This window comes from Nitratireductor sp. ZSWI3 (genome assembly GCF_024655565.1).
Classification (GTDB): Bacteria; Pseudomonadota; Alphaproteobacteria; order Rhizobiales; family Rhizobiaceae; genus Nitratireductor.
The window spans coordinates 1-16,714 of the sequence record NZ_JANKOF010000105.1 but is presented as its reverse complement, the minus strand read 5'-3'; the positions used below and the strand labels follow the sequence as shown (position 1 = coordinate 16,714).

The 16,714-nt window shown below is 65.1% G+C and carries 17 protein-coding genes and 1 tRNA gene; 6 read left to right on the top strand and 12 right to left on the bottom strand.

The annotated features are described in order from the left end of the window. Positions 1–177 precede the first annotated feature (177 nt). The 5 genes from NUU27_RS22005 to NUU27_RS21985 form a co-directional block, all read right to left on the bottom strand. Entirely contained in the window at positions 178–1,104 is a 927-nt protein-coding gene (locus NUU27_RS22005; RefSeq protein WP_257764449.1) for an SDR family oxidoreductase, read from the bottom strand. Positions 1,105–1,182: 78 nt separating this feature from the next. Further along, positions 1,183–1,983: a xanthine dehydrogenase family protein subunit M gene (locus NUU27_RS22000; RefSeq protein WP_257764448.1), complete on the bottom strand. Its 801-nt coding sequence runs from the start codon at positions 1,981–1,983 to the stop codon at positions 1,183–1,185. A gap of 12 nt (positions 1,984–1,995) precedes the next feature. After that, complete coding sequence (locus tag NUU27_RS21995) at positions 1,996–2,484, bottom strand: (2Fe-2S)-binding protein (RefSeq protein WP_257764447.1); 489 nt, start codon at positions 2,482–2,484, stop codon at positions 1,996–1,998. A gap of 151 nt (positions 2,485–2,635) precedes the next feature. Further along, positions 2,636–2,878 carry a hypothetical protein gene (locus NUU27_RS21990; protein WP_257764446.1) on the bottom strand — a complete coding sequence of 81 codons (243 nt, stop codon included), beginning with the start codon at positions 2,876–2,878 and terminating at the stop codon, positions 2,636–2,638. Between the two features lie 478 nt (positions 2,879–3,356). Beyond that, complete coding sequence (locus NUU27_RS21985) at positions 3,357–3,593, bottom strand: hypothetical protein (RefSeq protein ID WP_257764445.1); 237 nt, start codon at positions 3,591–3,593, stop codon at positions 3,357–3,359. A 428-nt stretch (positions 3,594–4,021) separates the two neighbouring features. Between NUU27_RS21985 and NUU27_RS21980 the strand changes: the two genes are divergently transcribed. Then, positions 4,022–4,097: transfer RNA gene (locus NUU27_RS21980), tRNA-Thr, on the top strand. Between the two features lie 57 nt (positions 4,098–4,154). Here the strand turns inward: NUU27_RS21980 and NUU27_RS21975 are convergent. From NUU27_RS21975 to NUU27_RS21960, 4 genes are all read right to left on the bottom strand, one after another. Then, positions 4,155–4,928, bottom strand: a complete 774-nt coding sequence (locus NUU27_RS21975; RefSeq protein WP_257764444.1) for a MarR family transcriptional regulator — start codon at positions 4,926–4,928, stop codon at positions 4,155–4,157. A 79-nt stretch (positions 4,929–5,007) separates the two neighbouring features. After that, complete coding sequence (locus NUU27_RS21970) at positions 5,008–6,330, bottom strand: TRAP transporter large permease (RefSeq protein WP_257764443.1); 1,323 nt, start codon at positions 6,328–6,330, stop codon at positions 5,008–5,010. Then, positions 6,323–6,808 carry a TRAP transporter small permease gene (locus NUU27_RS21965; protein ID WP_257764442.1) on the bottom strand — a complete coding sequence of 162 codons (486 nt, stop codon included), beginning with the start codon at positions 6,806–6,808 and terminating at the stop codon, positions 6,323–6,325. The genes NUU27_RS21970 and NUU27_RS21965 overlap by 8 nt, the downstream gene beginning before the upstream one ends. A gap of 69 nt (positions 6,809–6,877) precedes the next feature. After that, entirely contained in the window at positions 6,878–7,882 is a 1,005-nt protein-coding gene (locus NUU27_RS21960; protein ID WP_257764441.1) for a DctP family TRAP transporter solute-binding subunit, read from the bottom strand. A gap of 229 nt (positions 7,883–8,111) precedes the next feature. Between NUU27_RS21960 and NUU27_RS21955 the strand changes: the two genes are divergently transcribed. The 5 genes from NUU27_RS21955 to NUU27_RS21935 are packed head-to-tail and all read left to right on the top strand — an operon-like array spanning position 8,112 to position 13,336. Then, positions 8,112–8,927 carry an IclR family transcriptional regulator gene (locus NUU27_RS21955; RefSeq protein ID WP_257764440.1) on the top strand — a complete coding sequence of 272 codons (816 nt, stop codon included), beginning with the start codon at positions 8,112–8,114 and terminating at the stop codon, positions 8,925–8,927. Further along, entirely contained in the window at positions 8,924–10,093 is a 1,170-nt protein-coding gene (locus NUU27_RS21950) for an acetyl-CoA acetyltransferase (protein ID WP_257764439.1), read from the top strand. Before NUU27_RS21955 ends, NUU27_RS21950 begins: the two co-directional genes overlap by 4 nt. Then, on the top strand, positions 10,090–11,721 hold the full coding sequence (locus NUU27_RS21945) for an acyl-CoA synthetase (protein ID WP_257764438.1): 1,632 nt from the start codon (positions 10,090–10,092) through the stop codon (positions 11,719–11,721). Before NUU27_RS21950 ends, NUU27_RS21945 begins: the two co-directional genes overlap by 4 nt. Positions 11,722–11,744: 23 nt before the next feature. Beyond that, positions 11,745–12,485, top strand: coding sequence for an SDR family NAD(P)-dependent oxidoreductase (locus NUU27_RS21940; protein ID WP_257764437.1), 741 nt, complete (start codon positions 11,745–11,747; stop codon positions 12,483–12,485). Continuing rightward, positions 12,482–13,336: an aminopeptidase P family protein gene (locus NUU27_RS21935; protein WP_257764436.1), complete on the top strand. Its 855-nt coding sequence runs from the start codon at positions 12,482–12,484 to the stop codon at positions 13,334–13,336. The genes NUU27_RS21940 and NUU27_RS21935 overlap by 4 nt, the downstream gene beginning before the upstream one ends. Here the strand turns inward: NUU27_RS21935 and NUU27_RS21930 are convergent, their stop codons facing one another. The 3 genes from NUU27_RS21930 to NUU27_RS21920 form a co-directional block, all read right to left on the bottom strand. Then, on the bottom strand, positions 13,337–14,620 hold the full coding sequence (locus NUU27_RS21930) for a TRAP transporter large permease (RefSeq protein WP_257764435.1): 1,284 nt from the start codon (positions 14,618–14,620) through the stop codon (positions 13,337–13,339). A 6-nt stretch (positions 14,621–14,626) separates the two neighbouring features. Continuing rightward, on the bottom strand, positions 14,627–15,166 hold the full coding sequence (locus tag NUU27_RS21925) for a TRAP transporter small permease (RefSeq protein ID WP_257764434.1): 540 nt from the start codon (positions 15,164–15,166) through the stop codon (positions 14,627–14,629). Positions 15,167–15,506: 340 nt separating this feature from the next. Further along, positions 15,507–16,493 (bottom strand): TRAP transporter substrate-binding protein, encoded by a 987-nt coding sequence (locus NUU27_RS21920; RefSeq protein WP_257764433.1) that lies wholly within the window; start codon positions 16,491–16,493, stop codon positions 15,507–15,509. Positions 16,494–16,714: the final 221 nt, after the last annotated feature.

Sequence of the window (16,714 nt, the reverse complement as noted above, 5' to 3'; positions counted from 1 at the left end):
CAGGACCGTATCGCATCTCCTGCAACGTTGGACGATGGTCGAAATCCTTGCGGCCGTCCAATCTCCCCCCTTGAGGGGGAGATGCCCGGTAGGGCAGAGGGGGGTGTGAAGGCCGCCAGACGCTTCGAGCAGAAGATGAAATGCCCTAGATTTTCATCTTCTGCTCGAAGCCCGGGCTCAGCGATAGTCCTCGGGGCTCGCCACCTTGCCGCCTTCGCGGACTTCCGTGATGTAGCGCCAGCAATCGGGCCGGGAGCCGTCGAGATCGGTGAAGCCGTAGACCCGCGCGAGCTGGCCGCTCGACAGGGACTGCCCGTTCCAGCGGGCGCGGTCGGGGGCGGCGGCGAGGGCGGCCACCGCCCGGCCCACGAAGCGCGGCGTCTCCGAGATGCCGAAATCCGGCAGATCACGGGTCGCCTCGCGCCAGGTCTCTTCGGTCACGTTGTAATGTTCCAGCATCATCTCCGAGCGCATCCAGCCGGGAGTCAGCGAAACGGCGGTCGCACCGTGCGGCTCGAGATCCTTCGCGTGGGCCCAGGCCATGCGTGTGGCGGCGGTCTTGGCGAGGTCGTAGAACACCGACAGGCGATAATGGTTCGCGTTGTATTCGGCGGTGCCGTCCGTCACCTCCACCAGCAATCCGCCGGGCTGCTCGATCAGGAGCGGCAGGGCATGGTGGGCGGTGATCAGATGCGTGTCGACGCCCAGCCGCAGAAGGCGCAGCCCGTTCTCCAGGTTGTGATCCCAGACCGGCTTGTCCCATTCGAAGAGCGTCTCCCCGCCCCAGATGTCGTTGACCAGGATATCCAGCCGACCGTGCTCCTTGCGGATGCGCGCGACGAGCGCTTCCACCTGGTCGGCATGGAGATGGTCGACCCGGACCGCGATGCCCTCGCCGCCGGCCGCCGTCACGAGCTCGGCGGTTTCCTCGATCGTCTCGGGGCGGTTGTATTCGGATCTCTGCTGGCGGGTGGAGCGACCGGTGACGTAGACCGTGGCGCCGGCCGCGCCGAGTTCCACGGCGATACCGCGGCCGGCGCCGCGCGTGCCGCCGGCGACGAGGGCGACCTTGCCCCGCAGCGGTTTCGGGCTCTGGCTTTGCATTGAAGGGCTCTCCGGTTGCTGTCAGACCAGACCGCGGCTCTCCATCGCGGTTGGTGCGCTTCCTGGCTGTCCTAACTCCTATCCGTTCGCCATCGTCACGGCGCACTTGGCCATGGCGACGACCAGGCTTGCCCGGTAGTCGGCGGATGCATGGATGTCGGTCATCAGCGCATCCGCGGGCACGCGGACGCCATCGAGCCCGGACGGGGAGAAGTCCGTGTCCAGCGCCGCTTCGACTTCCGCACAGCGGAACACGCCGTCGTCGCCCGCCCCGGTGACGGCCGCGCGGACCGCGTTGCCGTCGCTGGCGACGAACACCGCAGTCATCGCATAGCGCGAGGCGGGATTCGGGAATTTCGCATAGCCGGCCTTTGCGGGAGCCTCGAAGCGCACGGCGGTGATGATCTCGTCCTCCTCGAGCGCGGTTTCGAACAGGCCGGTGAAGAAATCCTCCGCGGCGATCTCCCGGCGGTCGGTGACCACGGTGGCGGCGAGCGCCAGGATGGCGGCCGGATAGTCCGCCGCCGGATCGTTGTTCGCCAGCGAGCCGCCGATCGTGCCCATGTGACGCACATGCGGGTCGCCGATCAGATTGGCCAGATGGGTGAGCGCGGGGCAGAGCGCCCGCAGATCGGCGCTCGCCGCCACCTCCGCATGGGTGGTGCCGGCGCCGATCGTCACCGTCCGGCCGGCAGCCGAGATGCCCTTCAGCTCGGCGATATGGCTGAGATCGATCAGGTCCGACGGGGCGGCAAGCCGCGTCTTCATGGCCGGGATCAGCGTTTGGCCGCCGGCCAGGAACTTGCCGTCGTCGGCATCCTTCAAAAGCTTCAACGCTTCCTGGAGCGAGCCGGCGCGATGGTAGTTGACGTCATACATGACCGTTCTCCCTCAGGCCGCCCTTGCGGCGCCGGCGCCCATGGCCTCCGAGGCCGCCAGGATCGCCTTGACGATGTTGTGATAGCCGGTGCAGCGGCAGATGTTGCCTTCCAGCTCCTCGCGGACGGTCGCCTCGGTCAGTCCCTCGGGGTGGCGGCGAATCATGTCCGTCGCCGCCATGATCATGCCGGGCGTGCAGAAACCGCATTGCAGGCCGTGATGCTCCTTGAACGCCGCCTGGACGGGGTGCAGGGCGTCGCCCTCGGCCAGCCCTTCGATGGTCAGGATCCGCGCGCCGTCGGCCTGGACGGCGAGGATCGAACAGGATTTTACCGACCTACCGTCCATGTGGATCGTGCAGGCGCCGCACTGGGAGGTGTCGCAACCCACATGGGTGCCCGTCAGGCCCAGCGCTTCGCGCAGGAAATGCACCAGCAAAGTCCTGCCCTCGACGGTGCCGGAAACCTCTTTTCCGTTCACCGACATCGAAATCTCTGTCATGGGATCGTCCTGCCTGCTCGAATCTTGGGTTGGCCGTCGCTGTGGCGCGAGTGTGCAAGCTTACTCAAAGCGGCGGCTGTGTCCATGCCGGCGTTGCATCTGTGATCGAGCCCGGGGCAGGCTTTCCGACGAACAGGCAGGGCCGTCCGATTCAAATCCTGTGAAGTCTGCACGAGATGCCCGTCACCGTGCGCGGTTCACGCGCCCATCCTCGTTTCAGGAGATACCGGTACATGCGCATATGAGCGCGCCAGGGGGAATCGGCGACGATCGTTACGTGTCCGCTCTCGTTGGATGAGATGTGCCGGCACATGAAGGTCATGGAGTGGGCGGGAGCGGCACGAAGCGCTCCCGCCATCGCGGCGGCTGTCAGGATGAGGGCGATTTTCTTCACGATGTGTCCTGAGTAACGGGCAATAAGTTTTTCGGAGCCTGCGAGACGAGGCCGGCTGTGAAACTCTCGCCTCATCCGAATTCGCCGCAAGCCAATGCGCTGCCGGGGAGCGCCAAGTGTGTCTTTCTCAGCCGGCTTTGGCCGCCTCCGCTGGGTCTTGCATGCGCCCCACGCCAGAAAGCGGTCTTGTCGCCGCTCTGCAGCGTATGCCACGCATCGTGACCGAGCCGGCCGGGTGGCCCAGCGTCCTCAACGCCTGGTACATCTGCAGTTGGGCCCCTATGTTGGAATTTGCGTAGATTCTCAGGACGCCCGATCGCGACGCCAGGCCGCACAGATAGGTCTCCGCGTGGGCTGGAGCCGAAATCGTTGCGGCCGCGAAAGCGGCGAGAAGATGAATTGAAAATCTCTTCATGGTGAAATCTCCATTCAGGGGTCGGAGGTTGTGGCGGTCTCGCCGCATCGTCTGACGAGACCGTCAGTCGCGATAACGCGAGCAGCGGATGCTCCCGAACGTGGCCGGGCTGGCGGGCAGTCCCAAACGAACCAACTGCTGGTACACCAGAAGATGTGCTGTCCCCAGAGACGGGGCCTCGATGATCGGTCCTATGCTCCCCGGTGCGAAGTTGCACTGGTATTTCCGAGCGTGCGCGGCCTGCTGGCCGGACAAAAGAAGCATGGCGGCTGCGGCCAGAGAATGTATTGTTTTCTTCATGCACGCCTCCAGAATAAAGTTGCTGAAAATTTTCAAATATACATAAATACAAAGATGTATCTTCAATAAAATTCGGATTTATATAATTGTTACTTATTGAAACGGTTATTGCTTGTCGGATGGTTCGGCCGGTGGATGTGCATCGCATGGGCAGGGCCCTCCCTGGCATGCCGCATTCCGCCCAGCGATGGCGCTCCGGCACTTGATCTTCCCCGCCATTGAGGCTATCAGGCAGCCGCTTGCGCCGATTGCCACGTCATGGGCTGTTGCGGGCCGGCCGTTGTGCGGTCCCGTTCGAAATTCGGTTGCGCAGCTCCGTCGGGGCGGCTATGTGGTCGGTGACGGTGTTTCGCAGCAACGGGGTCCGCAAATGCGGGACTTTCGGTGCGGGCAAGCTGTCGGGAGCGGCATCGCTCCCAGCATGATGGGCCGCTTTAGCTCAGTTGGTAGAGCATCGCATTCGTAATGCGGAGGTCGTCAGTTCGAGTCTGACAAGCGGCACCACTTCATTCGTTTCCCAATTCGTGAAGATTTCCGGCGTGCTTGCCGTGGCCGATGGCGTCAGTCTTCCAGATAGCGCACGCCCGCCGCCGCCGATTTCTGCTGGATGAGCTCCACGGCCCTCAGGAGATCGCCAATGATGCCGGCAATCTCCCGGGTGTGCCCGGAGGCATCCGGAAGGGTTGCTTCCAGAGCCAGGACGGCGTTGCTTAGATGCAGTGGAGCGGCAAGCTGCAGCACGTCCTGCTCGACGTCGAGAAGCCTGAAGCAGCCAGACGTGCGGAAGAAGGCGGCGCTTTCCTCCAGCTTCTCGGCCGCCGCCGACTCTCCCTCGGTTTCCTGCGCGATGATACGAAGCTGCTCGCGGTGAGCGCAGGCGGTGAAGAGGAGCGCGTGGCCGGCCGCGGAGCGGGTCATCGAAGAGAGGCAGCCGATATGACCCGGCACGACATTGCGGCCCGCGCCGCGGCAGATCAACAGGGACAGCGCGCGGTCGCTCTCCGATACGGCCAGCGACACCGTCATCCTCTGGTTGTCGGCCAAGGCCTGCATCACCGGCCGTGCCACCTCGATGACGGGGGTGTTTTCCAGAAAGGCTTCCGAGAGCGCTGTGGCCATGCGGCCGGGCTGATAGCGTCCGGCGAAGCGGGTGGATTCGACGAAACCCTGCAGTTCGAGCGTCTTGATCAGCCTTGCGGTCGTCTCGTTGCGCAGGCTGGCCTGCCGGGCCAATTCGTCGACGGTCATCGGCCCTTCGTCGGATAACAGGCGAACAAGCTCCAGGCCGTTCTGGAGGGCGACCGTGCTGCTGCCATCCTCATTTTTCGTCTTCAAGGGATCAGCGCCCTCCCGCGCAACGCTCCACCTTTTTGTTGTTACGCCGAGTGACTGGTCTTTCGCAACAATTACCGCATCATTCCAGCATGTTCACCAGAAAGGCCGACATGCCCGGAAAGGCCGAAACGATCGCCAGTCCGACGAGCGCCGTGATCAAGAAGGGCACGGCGCCCTGCGCGACGCGTTCGAGCGGCAGGCGGGTGACATTGGCCGCCACATAAAGGTTGATACCGACGGGCGGGGTGAACAGGCCGATCGCCAGGTTGATCATCACCACGATGCCGAACCAGACCGGATCCCAGCCGAGCTCGCGCGACACCGGCAGGAATATGGGCAGGCAGATGAACATGATGGTGATGGCGTCCATGAACATGCCGGCGATCAGGAGCACCATCATGATCACCAAGAGCACCACCCACCGGTTGTCGCTGATGCCGAGCAGCACCGACGAGTACTGCCCGATCAGGTCGTCGACCGTGACGACCCAGCCGAACAGGCTGGCATAGGCGACGACGAGCATGACGACGGCCGAGGAGGCGGCCGCGTCGGTGAGCGACTCGTAGAGCCCGCGCAGGCTGAGCGTGCGATAGACGAGCCCGCCGATGACCAGGGCATAGACGGTGGCCACCAGTGCCGCTTCCGTCGGCGTGAAGGCGCCCGAATAGATGCCGCCGAGGATCACCACGGGGGTCATCAGGCCCCAGAAGGACTCGAGGAAGGATCGCCACAGCCGCCGCCCGTAGGGCAGGTCGGCATGGGGCGAGGGCATGAGCCGATCGAGATGCGGGGCGCCTGCGGCAGCCTTGGCTCTACGTGCGAAAGGCAGCGTCGCCAGCATCAGTATGCCCATGAAGAGGCCGGGAACGATGGCGGCGATGAACAGTTGCGAAATCGAGGTCTCGGCGATCACGCCGTAGATGACCAGTCCGATCGACGGCGGGATGACGATGGAGAGGGCGGCTCCCGTGCACACGAGGCCGGCCGCGAAGGAGCGCGAATAGCCGTCGTCCTCCATGCCCTTGATGATCAGCGGGCCGATGGCGGCGACGGAGGCCGGCCCGGAGCCGCTGACGGCTCCCCAGAACAGGCAGACGACGGTTCCCACCACGCCCATGCCGCCGGGCAGGCTGCCGATCAGCACCCGAAAGAAGCGGATCATGCGCTCGGCGATGCCGAGCGATCCCATCAGCGCGCCGGCGAGGATGAAGAAGGGGATGGCGAGCAGCGAAAACTTGGTGATGCCGGTGGCGATCAGGTCGCCCACCAGGTCAAGCCCGAAGCCCAGCGTCCACATGGCATAGAGCGCGGAAAGCCCGAGCGCGAAGGCGACCGGCAGGCGCAGGGCCAGAAGAACGAAGAACACGATGAGCATCTGCGTGCCGGCGCCGAGGTCAAGCATGGCCGGCATTCCCGCCCTCGATGTCCTTCCAGGTGTCGAGGATATGCTGCACGTAGCGCAGTGTGATCAGCGCGAAGCCGAACGGTAAGCCGGCGCTGTAATACCAGGCCGGAATCTGCAGCGCGTAGGAGCGTATGCCGCTCGAAACCTGGTTGGCGACGAGCTGCCAGCTGAACCAGGCGGACAGCACGAGAAGGAGAACGGACAGGGCCGCGGCCAGAAGCAGAACCGCCTTGCGCAGGGGTTTCGGCAGCAGCTCGAAGAACAGGGTCACGGCCAGATGGTCGCCGGTGCGTGCCGCCACCGCTGCGCCGAGAATGGTGAGCAGCAGGAAGCCGTTGGTCAGGAGCTCTTCGGAGGAGGCGAGCGAATAGCTGGTGGTGTAGCGGACCACGACATTGACGAAGCCGAGCGCCGTCATGGCCAGGAAGAGGATCGCGCAGGCGATTTTCTCTGCATCGCGCAGCAGGAAGGACATCGCGTTTCTCCAGGAAGCCTGCGGAGAGGGACCGGCCGCCGGGCCGGTCCGTTTCAGCTCAGCGCCGCATCAGTTGGTCGATGCGACGGTGTCCTGGAAGCTCTTGACGAGCTCGTCGCCGACCTTGGCGGCCCAGGTGTCGAAGGCAGGCTTGGTGGCGTCGCGGAAGGCCTGCAGCTCGTCGGCCGACGGCTCGTAGACCTCCATGCCCTTGTCGCGCAGGAAGGCAATGCCCTCTTCCGTGCTCTTGCGCGTGATCTCCTTCTGGTAGGCCATCGCCTCGGTGGCGGCCTTCTGCACCTTTTCCTTCGTGGCGTCGTCGAAGGAGTCCCAGCGCTTCTTGCTGACGCCGATGAAGATCGGGTCGTAGGAATAGTGCCAGGTGGTCAGGTGCTTCTGCACCTCGTAGACGCGCTGCGGGATGATCACCGCGCCGATCGGGTTTTCCTGGCCGTCCACCACGCCCTGCTGCAGGGCGGTGAAGGTCTCGGTCCACTGCATCTGCTGCGGGTTGGCGCCGAGGGCGTTCATCACGTCGATATACATCGGGCCGGCGACGCGCATCTTCAGGCCCTTCATGTCGTCCGGCGTCTTGACCGGGCGCACGTTGTTGGTGACCTCGCGGAAGCCGTTCTCACCCCAGGCGAGCACCACGATGTCGCGCTGGGCCATGATCTCCTTCATCCTGTCGCCCGGCGCGCCGTCGGTGGTGGCGTCCACCTGCTCGTAGCTGCTGTAGAGATAGGGCAGCGAGAAGACCGCCATCTCCGGCACCAGCGGGGTGACGTTGATCGCCGAGGTGATGACGAAATCGAGCGCGCCGCGGCTGACCATCTCGGCCTGCTTCATCTGGTCGCCGCCCGAGAGGGTGGCGTTCGGGAAAACGCGGATCGAGAGCGCGCCGTCGGTGGCGGCGGTCAACAGCTCGTTGAACTTTTCGGCTCCCTTGTGCCAGGTGGTGGCGTCGCCGGTGTTGTGGGAGAGGCGCAGCGTCTCGGCGGATGCCTGGCCGAACAGGGCGAAGCACGCGACCGCCGATGACAGGGCGATCGCGCCCAATTTGGAAAATTTCATCTTTTCTCCTCCGTGAGTATTGCCGCCAGGGGCGGGTTGCGGTGCATGACCTCCATCATGCGCGAACATTGGTCCATATCATGGATCGTTCTCCACGATTTTGGAAGGGGCAATTTACAATTTCAGCCATATACCGCAAGATAAATTGCATCGCTTTACAGCGGATGGCTGATTTGATAATTGTTATGATCCATAATATGGACCTTGGGAGGCGTTGTCGGTGATAGCTATGAGCGGTGCCCAGAGCGTCGACCGGGCCCTCGGCCTCCTGTCGATGGTTGGCCGGCACGCCGGCCGCGGCGTGTCGTTGACGGCTCTCGTGGAGGAGAGCGGGCTGAACAAGCCGACGGTGCGGCGCCTGCTTCTGGCGCTGATCCGCGGCGGCCTCGTCGAGCAGGACGCGGAAAGCCGGCTCTATTATCTCGGCGAGGAGTCCTATGTGCTCGGCACGCTCGCCTCGCAGCGCTTCGGCCTTCTGGAGATCTGCCACGCCAGCCTCAGCCGCCTTTCCGAAAAGACGCAGGACACCACCTTCCTGTCGGTGCGTCGCGACATGTCATCGCTCTGCCTCTATCGGGAGGAGGGCACCTATCCGATCCGCACGCACGCCCTGCAGATGGGTTTCGAGCATCCGCTCGGCATCGGCGCGGGTTCGCTCGCCATGCTGGCCGCCCTGCCGGACGCGGAGGTCGAGGAGGCGCTGGCCGCCAACGAGAAGATCATCCTGGAGCGTTATCCGAGCCTGCCGCCGGACCGCATCCGGGAGGGCGTCGCCCAGGCCCGCGCGCGCGGCTATTCGCTCAACCCGGGCCTGATCGTCGCCAATTCCTGGGGAATCGGCGTCGCGTTGCGCCTGCCCGACGGGCGGCTGGCCGGCGCGCTCAGCATCGCCGCCATCGACAGCCGCATGCAGGAGGAGCGGCAGGCCGAGCTTGCCGGCTATCTCAGGCAGGAGGTCGCAAGGGTCGAAGAGAAACTGGCGGCGATGTTTTCCGCCCGCCGCAGCGCTGCTGAAAAGCCGCAATCGAGGAGGCAAGGCAAGTGACAAGAGCACGGATCGTCGGATGGGCGCATTCGCCCTTCGGCAAGTCGGAACTTGAGGATACCGAGCGGCTCATGGCCTCGGTGACGATGCCTGCCGTCGAGCATGCCGGCATTGACCTTGGCGACCTCGACGGCATCTTCGTCGGCGTCATGAACGGCGGTTTCTCGAAGCAGGATTTCCAGGCCTCGCTGGTCGCCATGGGCAACGAGAAGCTCGCCCACGTGCCGGCGGTGCGGCTGGAAAATGCCTGCGCCACGGGGTCGGCGGCGCTCTACAGCGCCATGGATTTCATCGAATCGGGCCGCGGCCGCATCGCGCTGGTGGTCGGCGCCGAGAAGATGACGGCGACACCGACCTCAGAGGTCGGCGACATTCTGCTCGGCGCCAGCTACCGCAAGGAGGAGGCGGATGTCGAGGGTGGCTTTGCCGGCCTCTTCGGCCGCATTGCCCAGGCCTATTTCCAGCGCTATGGCGACCGCTCCGAGGAACTCGCCATGATCGCGGCGAAGAACCATGCCAACGGGGCGCTCAACCCCTATGCGCACATGCGCAAGGATTTCGGCTTCGCCTTCTGCAACACGGTTTCGGAGAAGAACCCCTATGTGGCGGCGCCCTTGCGCCGCACCGACTGCTCGCTGATCTCGGACGGTGCGGCGGCCATCGTGCTCGCCGACGAGGAGACGGCGGCTTCGCTGCAGCGCGCCATCGGTTTTCGCGCCCGGCGGCATGTCAACGATATCCTGGCGCTCAGCCGTCGCGACGTGCTCGCCTTCGAGGGCGCGCGGCGCGCCTGGGCGGGCGCGCTCGAGGAGGCCGGACTCGCCCTCGACGATCTTTCCCTCGTCGAGACGCATGACTGCTTCACCATTGCCGAACTGATCGAATACGAGGCGATGGGCCTGGCCAGACCCGGCGAGGGCCACCGCGTCGTGCGCGAGGGCATCGCCGCCAGGGGCGGCCGGCTGCCGGTCAATCCGTCGGGGGGGCTCAAGTCGAAGGGCCATCCGATCGGCGCCACGGGCGTTTCGATGCACGTGATGGCGGCGATGCAACTGGCCGGCGAGGCGGGCGAGATGCAGGTGCCGGATGCAGCGCTTGCCGGCGTGTTCAACATGGGCGGGGCGGCGGTCGCCAACTACGTCTCGATCCTGGAGCGTGTGAAATGACGAAGCCGGCTCCAAACGGAGGTGCCGTGCCCTGCTCCACGCGAGTCATGAACCTGGCCAATTTCCTGACCCAGTCGGCGCGCCGCCATCCGCACGATGCCGGCTTCGTGTGGGGCGCTGCGGTCTGGACATGGGCCGAGATGGAGGCGCGCGTCGAGGCCATGGCCCACGCGCTCGCCACGGAGTACGGCATCGGCAAGGGCGACCGCGTGCTCGTGCAGTCGGCCAATTGCAACCAGATGTTCGAATCCATGTTCGCCTGTTTCCGCGTCGGCGCGGTGTGGGTGCCGACCAATTACCGCCAGTCGCCGGACGAGGTGGCCTATCTCGCAGAGGCGAGCGGCGCGCGCGGCATGATCTGCGGGGCGGCGTTTCCCGATCACGTCGACGCGTGCCGGAAAGCCGCGCCGTCGCTGGAGTTCGTCCTGTCCATCGGCGCGTCGGATTTCGCCGAGGACTATGACGCGGTGGTGGCCCGCCATCTCGGCAGGCCCTTCGCCAGCGTCGCCGTCGACCGCGACGATCCGTGCTGGTTCTTCTTCACCTCGGGCACGACCGGTCGTCCCAAGGCGGCTGTGCTCACCCATGGACAGCTCGCCTTCGTCATCACCAATCATCTGTGCGACCTGATGCCCGGCACCGGGCCCGGCGATGCCTCCATCGTCGTGGCGCCTTTGTCGCACGGCGCCGGCGTGCACCAGCTCACGCAGGTGGCGCACGGCGTCAAAACCATCCTGCCGGCCTCCGAGCGGCTCGACGTGCCCATGGTCTGGTCGCTGATCGAAAAGTGGAAGGTGACCAATGCCTTCACCGTGCCGACCATCCTCAAGATGCTTGTCGAGGATCCGTCCATCGAGCGGTTCGACCACTCGACCCTGCGCTATGTGATCTATGCGGGAGCGCCCATGTACAGGGTCGACCAGAAGCGCGCGCTGGCGGCGCTCGGGCCGGTGCTGGTGCAGTATTTCGGGCTCGGCGAGGTGACCGGCAACATCACCGTCCTGCCGCCAGCGCTGCATTCCGGCGAGGATGACGAGAATGCCCGCATCGGCACCTGCGGGTTCGAGCGCACGGGCATGCAGGTGGAGATCCAGGACGACGACGGGAAGGCAGTGGCGCCGGGCGAGACGGGGGAGATCTGCGTCATCGGTCCCGCGGTCTTTGCCGGCTACTACAACAATCCCGAAGCCAATGCGAAGGCGTTCCGCAACGGCTGGTTCCGCACCGGCGATCTCGGTCGCATGGACGAGAGCGGCTTCGTCTACATCACCGGCCGCTCGTCGGACATGTATATCTCGGGCGGTTCCAACATCTACCCGCGCGAGATCGAGGAGAAGATCCTTCTCCATCCGGACATCAGCGAGGCGGCGGTGCTGGGGGTTCCCGATCCGGTCTGGGGCGAGGTCGGCATCGCCGTGTGCATCGCCCGTCCGGGGGTCGATCCTGCAAGCCTCGACCTGCGCGCCTGGCTCGACGGCAAGATGGCGCGCTACAAGCTTCCGAAGCTGTTCCTCTACTGGGACGCGATGCCGAAATCGGCCTACGGCAAGATCACCAAGAAGATGATCCGCGAAGAGCTCGAACGGCGCGGCGAGATGCCGGTCTTCGACGCGGTCACGGCCGGGTGAGGGGGATCATGGAGAACGGTGAGATGAGAGCGGTGGCGATCACTGGCGGCGCTTCGGGGATCGGCCTTGCGACGGCGGCGCTTCTTGTTCAGCGCGGCTTTGCGCCATGGCTTCTCGACCTCAAGGCCGAGGCGTTGGGGGAGGCTTGCGCCTCGCTCGAGCTTCCCGCCGGGCGTGGCATCGTCTGCAATGTTGCAGACGAGGCGTCGGTGGCGGCGGCGCTGGAGCGGGTGGCGGCGTGCGGGCGGCTCGTCGGCGTCGTCAACTCGGCGGGCATCGCCATCGACCGGCCGATGGTCGAGACGAGCGTCGAGGATTTCCGGCGCATCGTCGACGTCAACCTGACCGGCTCCTTCATCGTCGCGCGCGCGGCGGCACGCATCTGGCTGGCGCGTGGCGAGACCGGCTCGATCGTCAACATCAGCTCCATCTCGGGCATGCGCGGCAACAAGGGACGCAGCGCCTATGGCGCGTCGAAGGGCGGCGTCAACACCATGACCATGGTCATGGCCAACGAGCTCGGCCCGCGCGGCATCCGCGTCAACGCGGTGGCGCCGGGGCCGATCGACACGCCGCTCGCGCGTCAGGTGCACACACAGGATGTGCGGGCCCAATGGAACGAGCGCGTGCCGCTGCGCCGCTACGGCACGACGGCGGAGGTGGCCGGCGCGGTCGCCTTCCTGATGTCCGAAGATGCCGGCTATGTAAACGGCCAGGTGCTGGCCGTCGACGGCGGCTTCACGACGGCGGGGCTGCACGCATGAGCGGGCGCAGCATCCACCATCCCGGACCCGTCGCCGCCGTGCGCCATGCCGCCGTCGCCTGCCAGGCGCAGCCGCTGACGCTCGTGCTCGAACCCGGCAAGCCGTTCAATGCGGCGGTGGCCGATGCCTTTGCCGTGCACGGCTTCGATGGCGGATACATGCTGCTTGAGGACGTGCCGATGCGGCGGATGAACTATGTCATCCCGGCCGCAAGCCCGGAAGCGGAGCACGCTGCCTGGTACAGCGACACGCGCGCGCCGGCCGGGGGCGGGCTCATCAAGCGCGCCGGCCTTCATCTCGGCTCGCGTGACGGTGAGGCATTCCTGCATTGCCACGGGCTTTGGAACGTGCCGGGCGAGGGCGTCTCGATGGGGCATCTGCTGCCGTTCGAGGCGGAGGTGGCGTCCGCCACCGCGGTGCGGGCCTTCGGCGTTTCCGGTGCTTTGCTCGACGTCGCGGACGATGCGGAGACGAATTTCCGCCTGTTCGCACCACGGCCCGCCGCCGCGTCGAAGATGGCCGGCTCCCACAGGGCGGTGCTCGCCACCGTCCGGCCCAACGAGGATATCTGCCTCGCCATCGAGGCGATCTGCGCCGAACACGGGCTCGCGGAGGCAAATATCCACGGCATCGGCAGTCTCGTCGGCGCCGAGTACGCGGACGGCCGGCACATCTCTTCCTATGCGACGGAGGTGCTGATCCGCGACGGCAGGGTGGGCAACAGTGCCGAGGGGCCGCGCGCCGCGCTCGACATCGCCATGGTCGGCATGGAGGGGGGCATCTCGCAGGGGCTCCTCGAGCGCGGCGCAAACCCCGTCTGCGTCACATTCGAGTTGCTGATCGTCGGCTGATCAATAGCCGCCGAGGCTCGGAAGCCAGGTCGACAGCGCCGGGATGAAGGTCAGCGCCAGCAGCACCAGGAGATGCATGACGAGGAACGGCGGCATCTCGCGGATCATGTCGCTCACCTTTATCTTCACCGCCGAGGAGACGACGAACAGCAGCGCGCCGACCGGCGGCGTCAGGAGCCCAATCGTCAGATTGACGATGACGACGATGGCGAAGTGGATGGGGTCGATGCCGAGCGCATGGGCGATCGGGCTCAGGATCGGCACCAGGATCATCACGCCGGGTAGCGGATCCATGAACAGACCGAAGACGAGCAGCAGCACGTTGACCGCCAGCAGGAAGAGGATCGGGCTCAAGTCCCAGGAAACGATGGTGGCGGCGATCGCCTGCGGGATGCCCTCGATGATGATGATCCAGGCGAAGGCGCGGGCGGCGGCCAGGATCAGGAGGATCGCCGCCGTCACCAGCGCCGAGCGGAAGACGATGTCCGGCAGATCCTTCAGGCGCAGCGAGCGGTAGACGAACAGGCCGCACAGGAGCGCGTAGAACACGGCCACCACAGAGGCTTCCGTCGGTGTGAACATGCCGCTGCGGATGCCGCCGATGATCAGGACGATGAGCAGGACGGCGGGCAGCGCCTGCAGCGTGGTGCGCAGCATCTCGCGGGCCGGCGGGCGCGGCCTTGCGCTCTTGAAGCCGCGCCGGCGGCAGACATACCAGTTGGCCGCCGCCATCGCCGTGGAGATCAGGATGCCCGGAATGAGGCCGGCCATGAAGAGCGCGATGACCGAGACGTTGTTGTCCTGCATCGCATAGAGGATCATGATGATCGACGGGGGAATGATCGGCCCCACGACAGAGGCCGATGCGGTCAGCGCGCTGGCGTAGGATTTATCGTAGCCGTCCTTCTCCATCATGCGGATCATCATGGCGCCGGGCCCCGCCGCATCGGCGAGCGCGGAGCCGGAGATGCCGGCGAACATGGTCGAGGAGACGACGTTGGCATAGCCGAGGCCGCCGCGGTAATGGCCGACGAACTGCGAGGCGAAGCGCAGCAGGATCTGTGTCATCGCGCCGCTCGTCATCAGCTCGGCGGCGAGGATGAAGAAGGGCACCGCCATCAGCGGGAAACTGTCGAGGCCGGAGAACATCTCCTTGACGACGACGATCTCGGGATAGGTGCTGCCGAGACCGATGGCCGCCCAGGCCGCCAGCGCCAGCGCAAAGGCCACCGGCATGCCGATGAGGAGCAGGAAGAAGAAGGAAGCGAACAGGATCAGGGCCACGGTCTTCTAGTCCCGGTTGGCGGCGAGGCCGGCGTCGCGGTCGACTGCGAGGGACGCCGCATCGGCCTCCACCTCGGCGAAGCGGTTCTCGAGGACGAAGCTCCTGGCGATCAGGCCGAGGTGGACGATCAACAGCGTGAAGCCGATCGGCATCGCCGCGTAGATGTAGCTGAAGGAGACGCGTGTTGCCGGCGTCATCTGAAAGCGGGCGCGGGTCATGTAATCCTTGCCCATCCAGATCATGATGGCGCAGAAGGCGACGAGCAGCAGCAGGATGAAGACGCGCACCATGCGCTGGGCGTTGGTGCCGAGCAGTTCCTGGAAATTGCCGATCGCTACATGCCCGCCGGCGCGAAGCGCCATCCCGGCGCCGAGGAACGTCATCCAGATCATCAGATAGCGGGCGACTTCCTCCGCCCAGATGATCGAGAAATTGGTGAGGTAGCGCAGCGACACATTGGCGAAGACGATCACGGCCATGGCGGACAGCAGCAGCACCAGAGCCCATTTGTTGGCAGCGAGAAAATAGCGCTCGAACGTGTTCACTGGCCCCTCCCTAGAGCGCCGTGCGTCCTTTCGGACGCACAAAGGACGCTCAATCTTCTTGCTTTTCCGCATTTATGCGGACGTCAGGTGATTCCACCTGACTGCAAAATGCTATAGCGCACCGGGCTGATCGCCTTCCGGCTCGTCGTGCGTCCTGTTTAGAACACGATCATCGGGTGTGGGAACCGTTTTTCGGGCGAATTGTCAGCCACGGCAAGTGAATCGCGAGGACGCACGGCGTTCAATTTTTGCTTTTCCGCATTTATGCGGACGTCAGGTGATTCCACCTGACTGCAAAATGCTATGGTGCGTCCCCGCGATGCTGGAGCATTCGTGCCGTTTATTCGGTGGCGATGATCTGGTCGATGGTCGCCTTGTCGTACTGGCCGTAATATTTCTCATAGGCTGGCGCCAGCGCCTTCTGGAAATCGGCCTTCTCTTCGGCGGTCAGCTCGCTGATCTCCATGCCTTCGGCCTTCAGCTGCTCGACGCCCGAGGTCTCGACCTCGTCGACATAGGCGCGCATGGCGGCGACGGCTTCCTTGGCCGCATCCTTGAAGATCTGCTGGTCTTCCGGCGTCATGCCTTCCCAGAGCTGCTTCGAGACGAGCAGCATCGCCGGCGAATAGACGTGGCCGGAGAGCGTCAGATACTTCTGCACCTCCGAGAGCTTCGCCGAGGTGATCACCGAAAGCGGGTTTTCCTGGCCGTCGATGGTGCCCTGCTGCAGGGAGCTGATCACTTCCGGCCAGGCCATCGGCGTCGGCGCGGCGCCCAGCGTCTCGAAGGCGGTGATGTGGATCGGGTTCTCCATGGTGCGCAGCTTCAGGCCGGCGACGTCCTGCGGCTCGCCAATGGCGTTGCGGTTGTTGGTGATGTGGCGGAAACCCTGCTCGCCCCAGGCGAGCGCCACCAGGCCGGCGTCGTCGAACTTGGCGAGGATCGCCTGGCCGACCTCGCCGTCGAGCACCTTGCGCGCATGGGTCAGGTCGCGGAACAGGAAGGGAATGTCGAAGATGCCGGTCTCCGGCACGAAGTTGCTGAGCGTGCCCGACGAGACGATGGTCGCTTCGACGGTGCCGATCTGCAGGCCCTCGATCACCTCACGCTCGCCGCCGAGGCCGGAGGAAGGGAAGTGACGAAACGTGTAGCGGCCGTCGGTCCTGGCCTCGACCACCTCCTGCCATTTCTGGGCGGCGACGCCGTAGTGCGAGGTCGGCGCCAGCGCGTAGCCGATCTTCACCTCCTGCTGCGCGTTGGCCGCGCCGGCCAAGGCAAAGACGCCGAGCGCCGTCGCCAGTGCCAATTTCATCGTGAACGAATTCATCAAACCCTCCCTGTGCAAAGATGCGTTGCGATCAAGATTCCTGTTCCCAATGCGTTTGGCCCAGCGCGCCCTTGCAGTCAATGCGCCGTGGCCCGCAGGACCAGCAAGTAGCGGTGCCTGGTGGTCTGACCGAAACAGATGATACCCATCTGTTTCGACGAGTCAGCCCACGAGCTGTTGATCTGGTGGTGCGATCCCAACAGATGGGTACCATCTGTTGG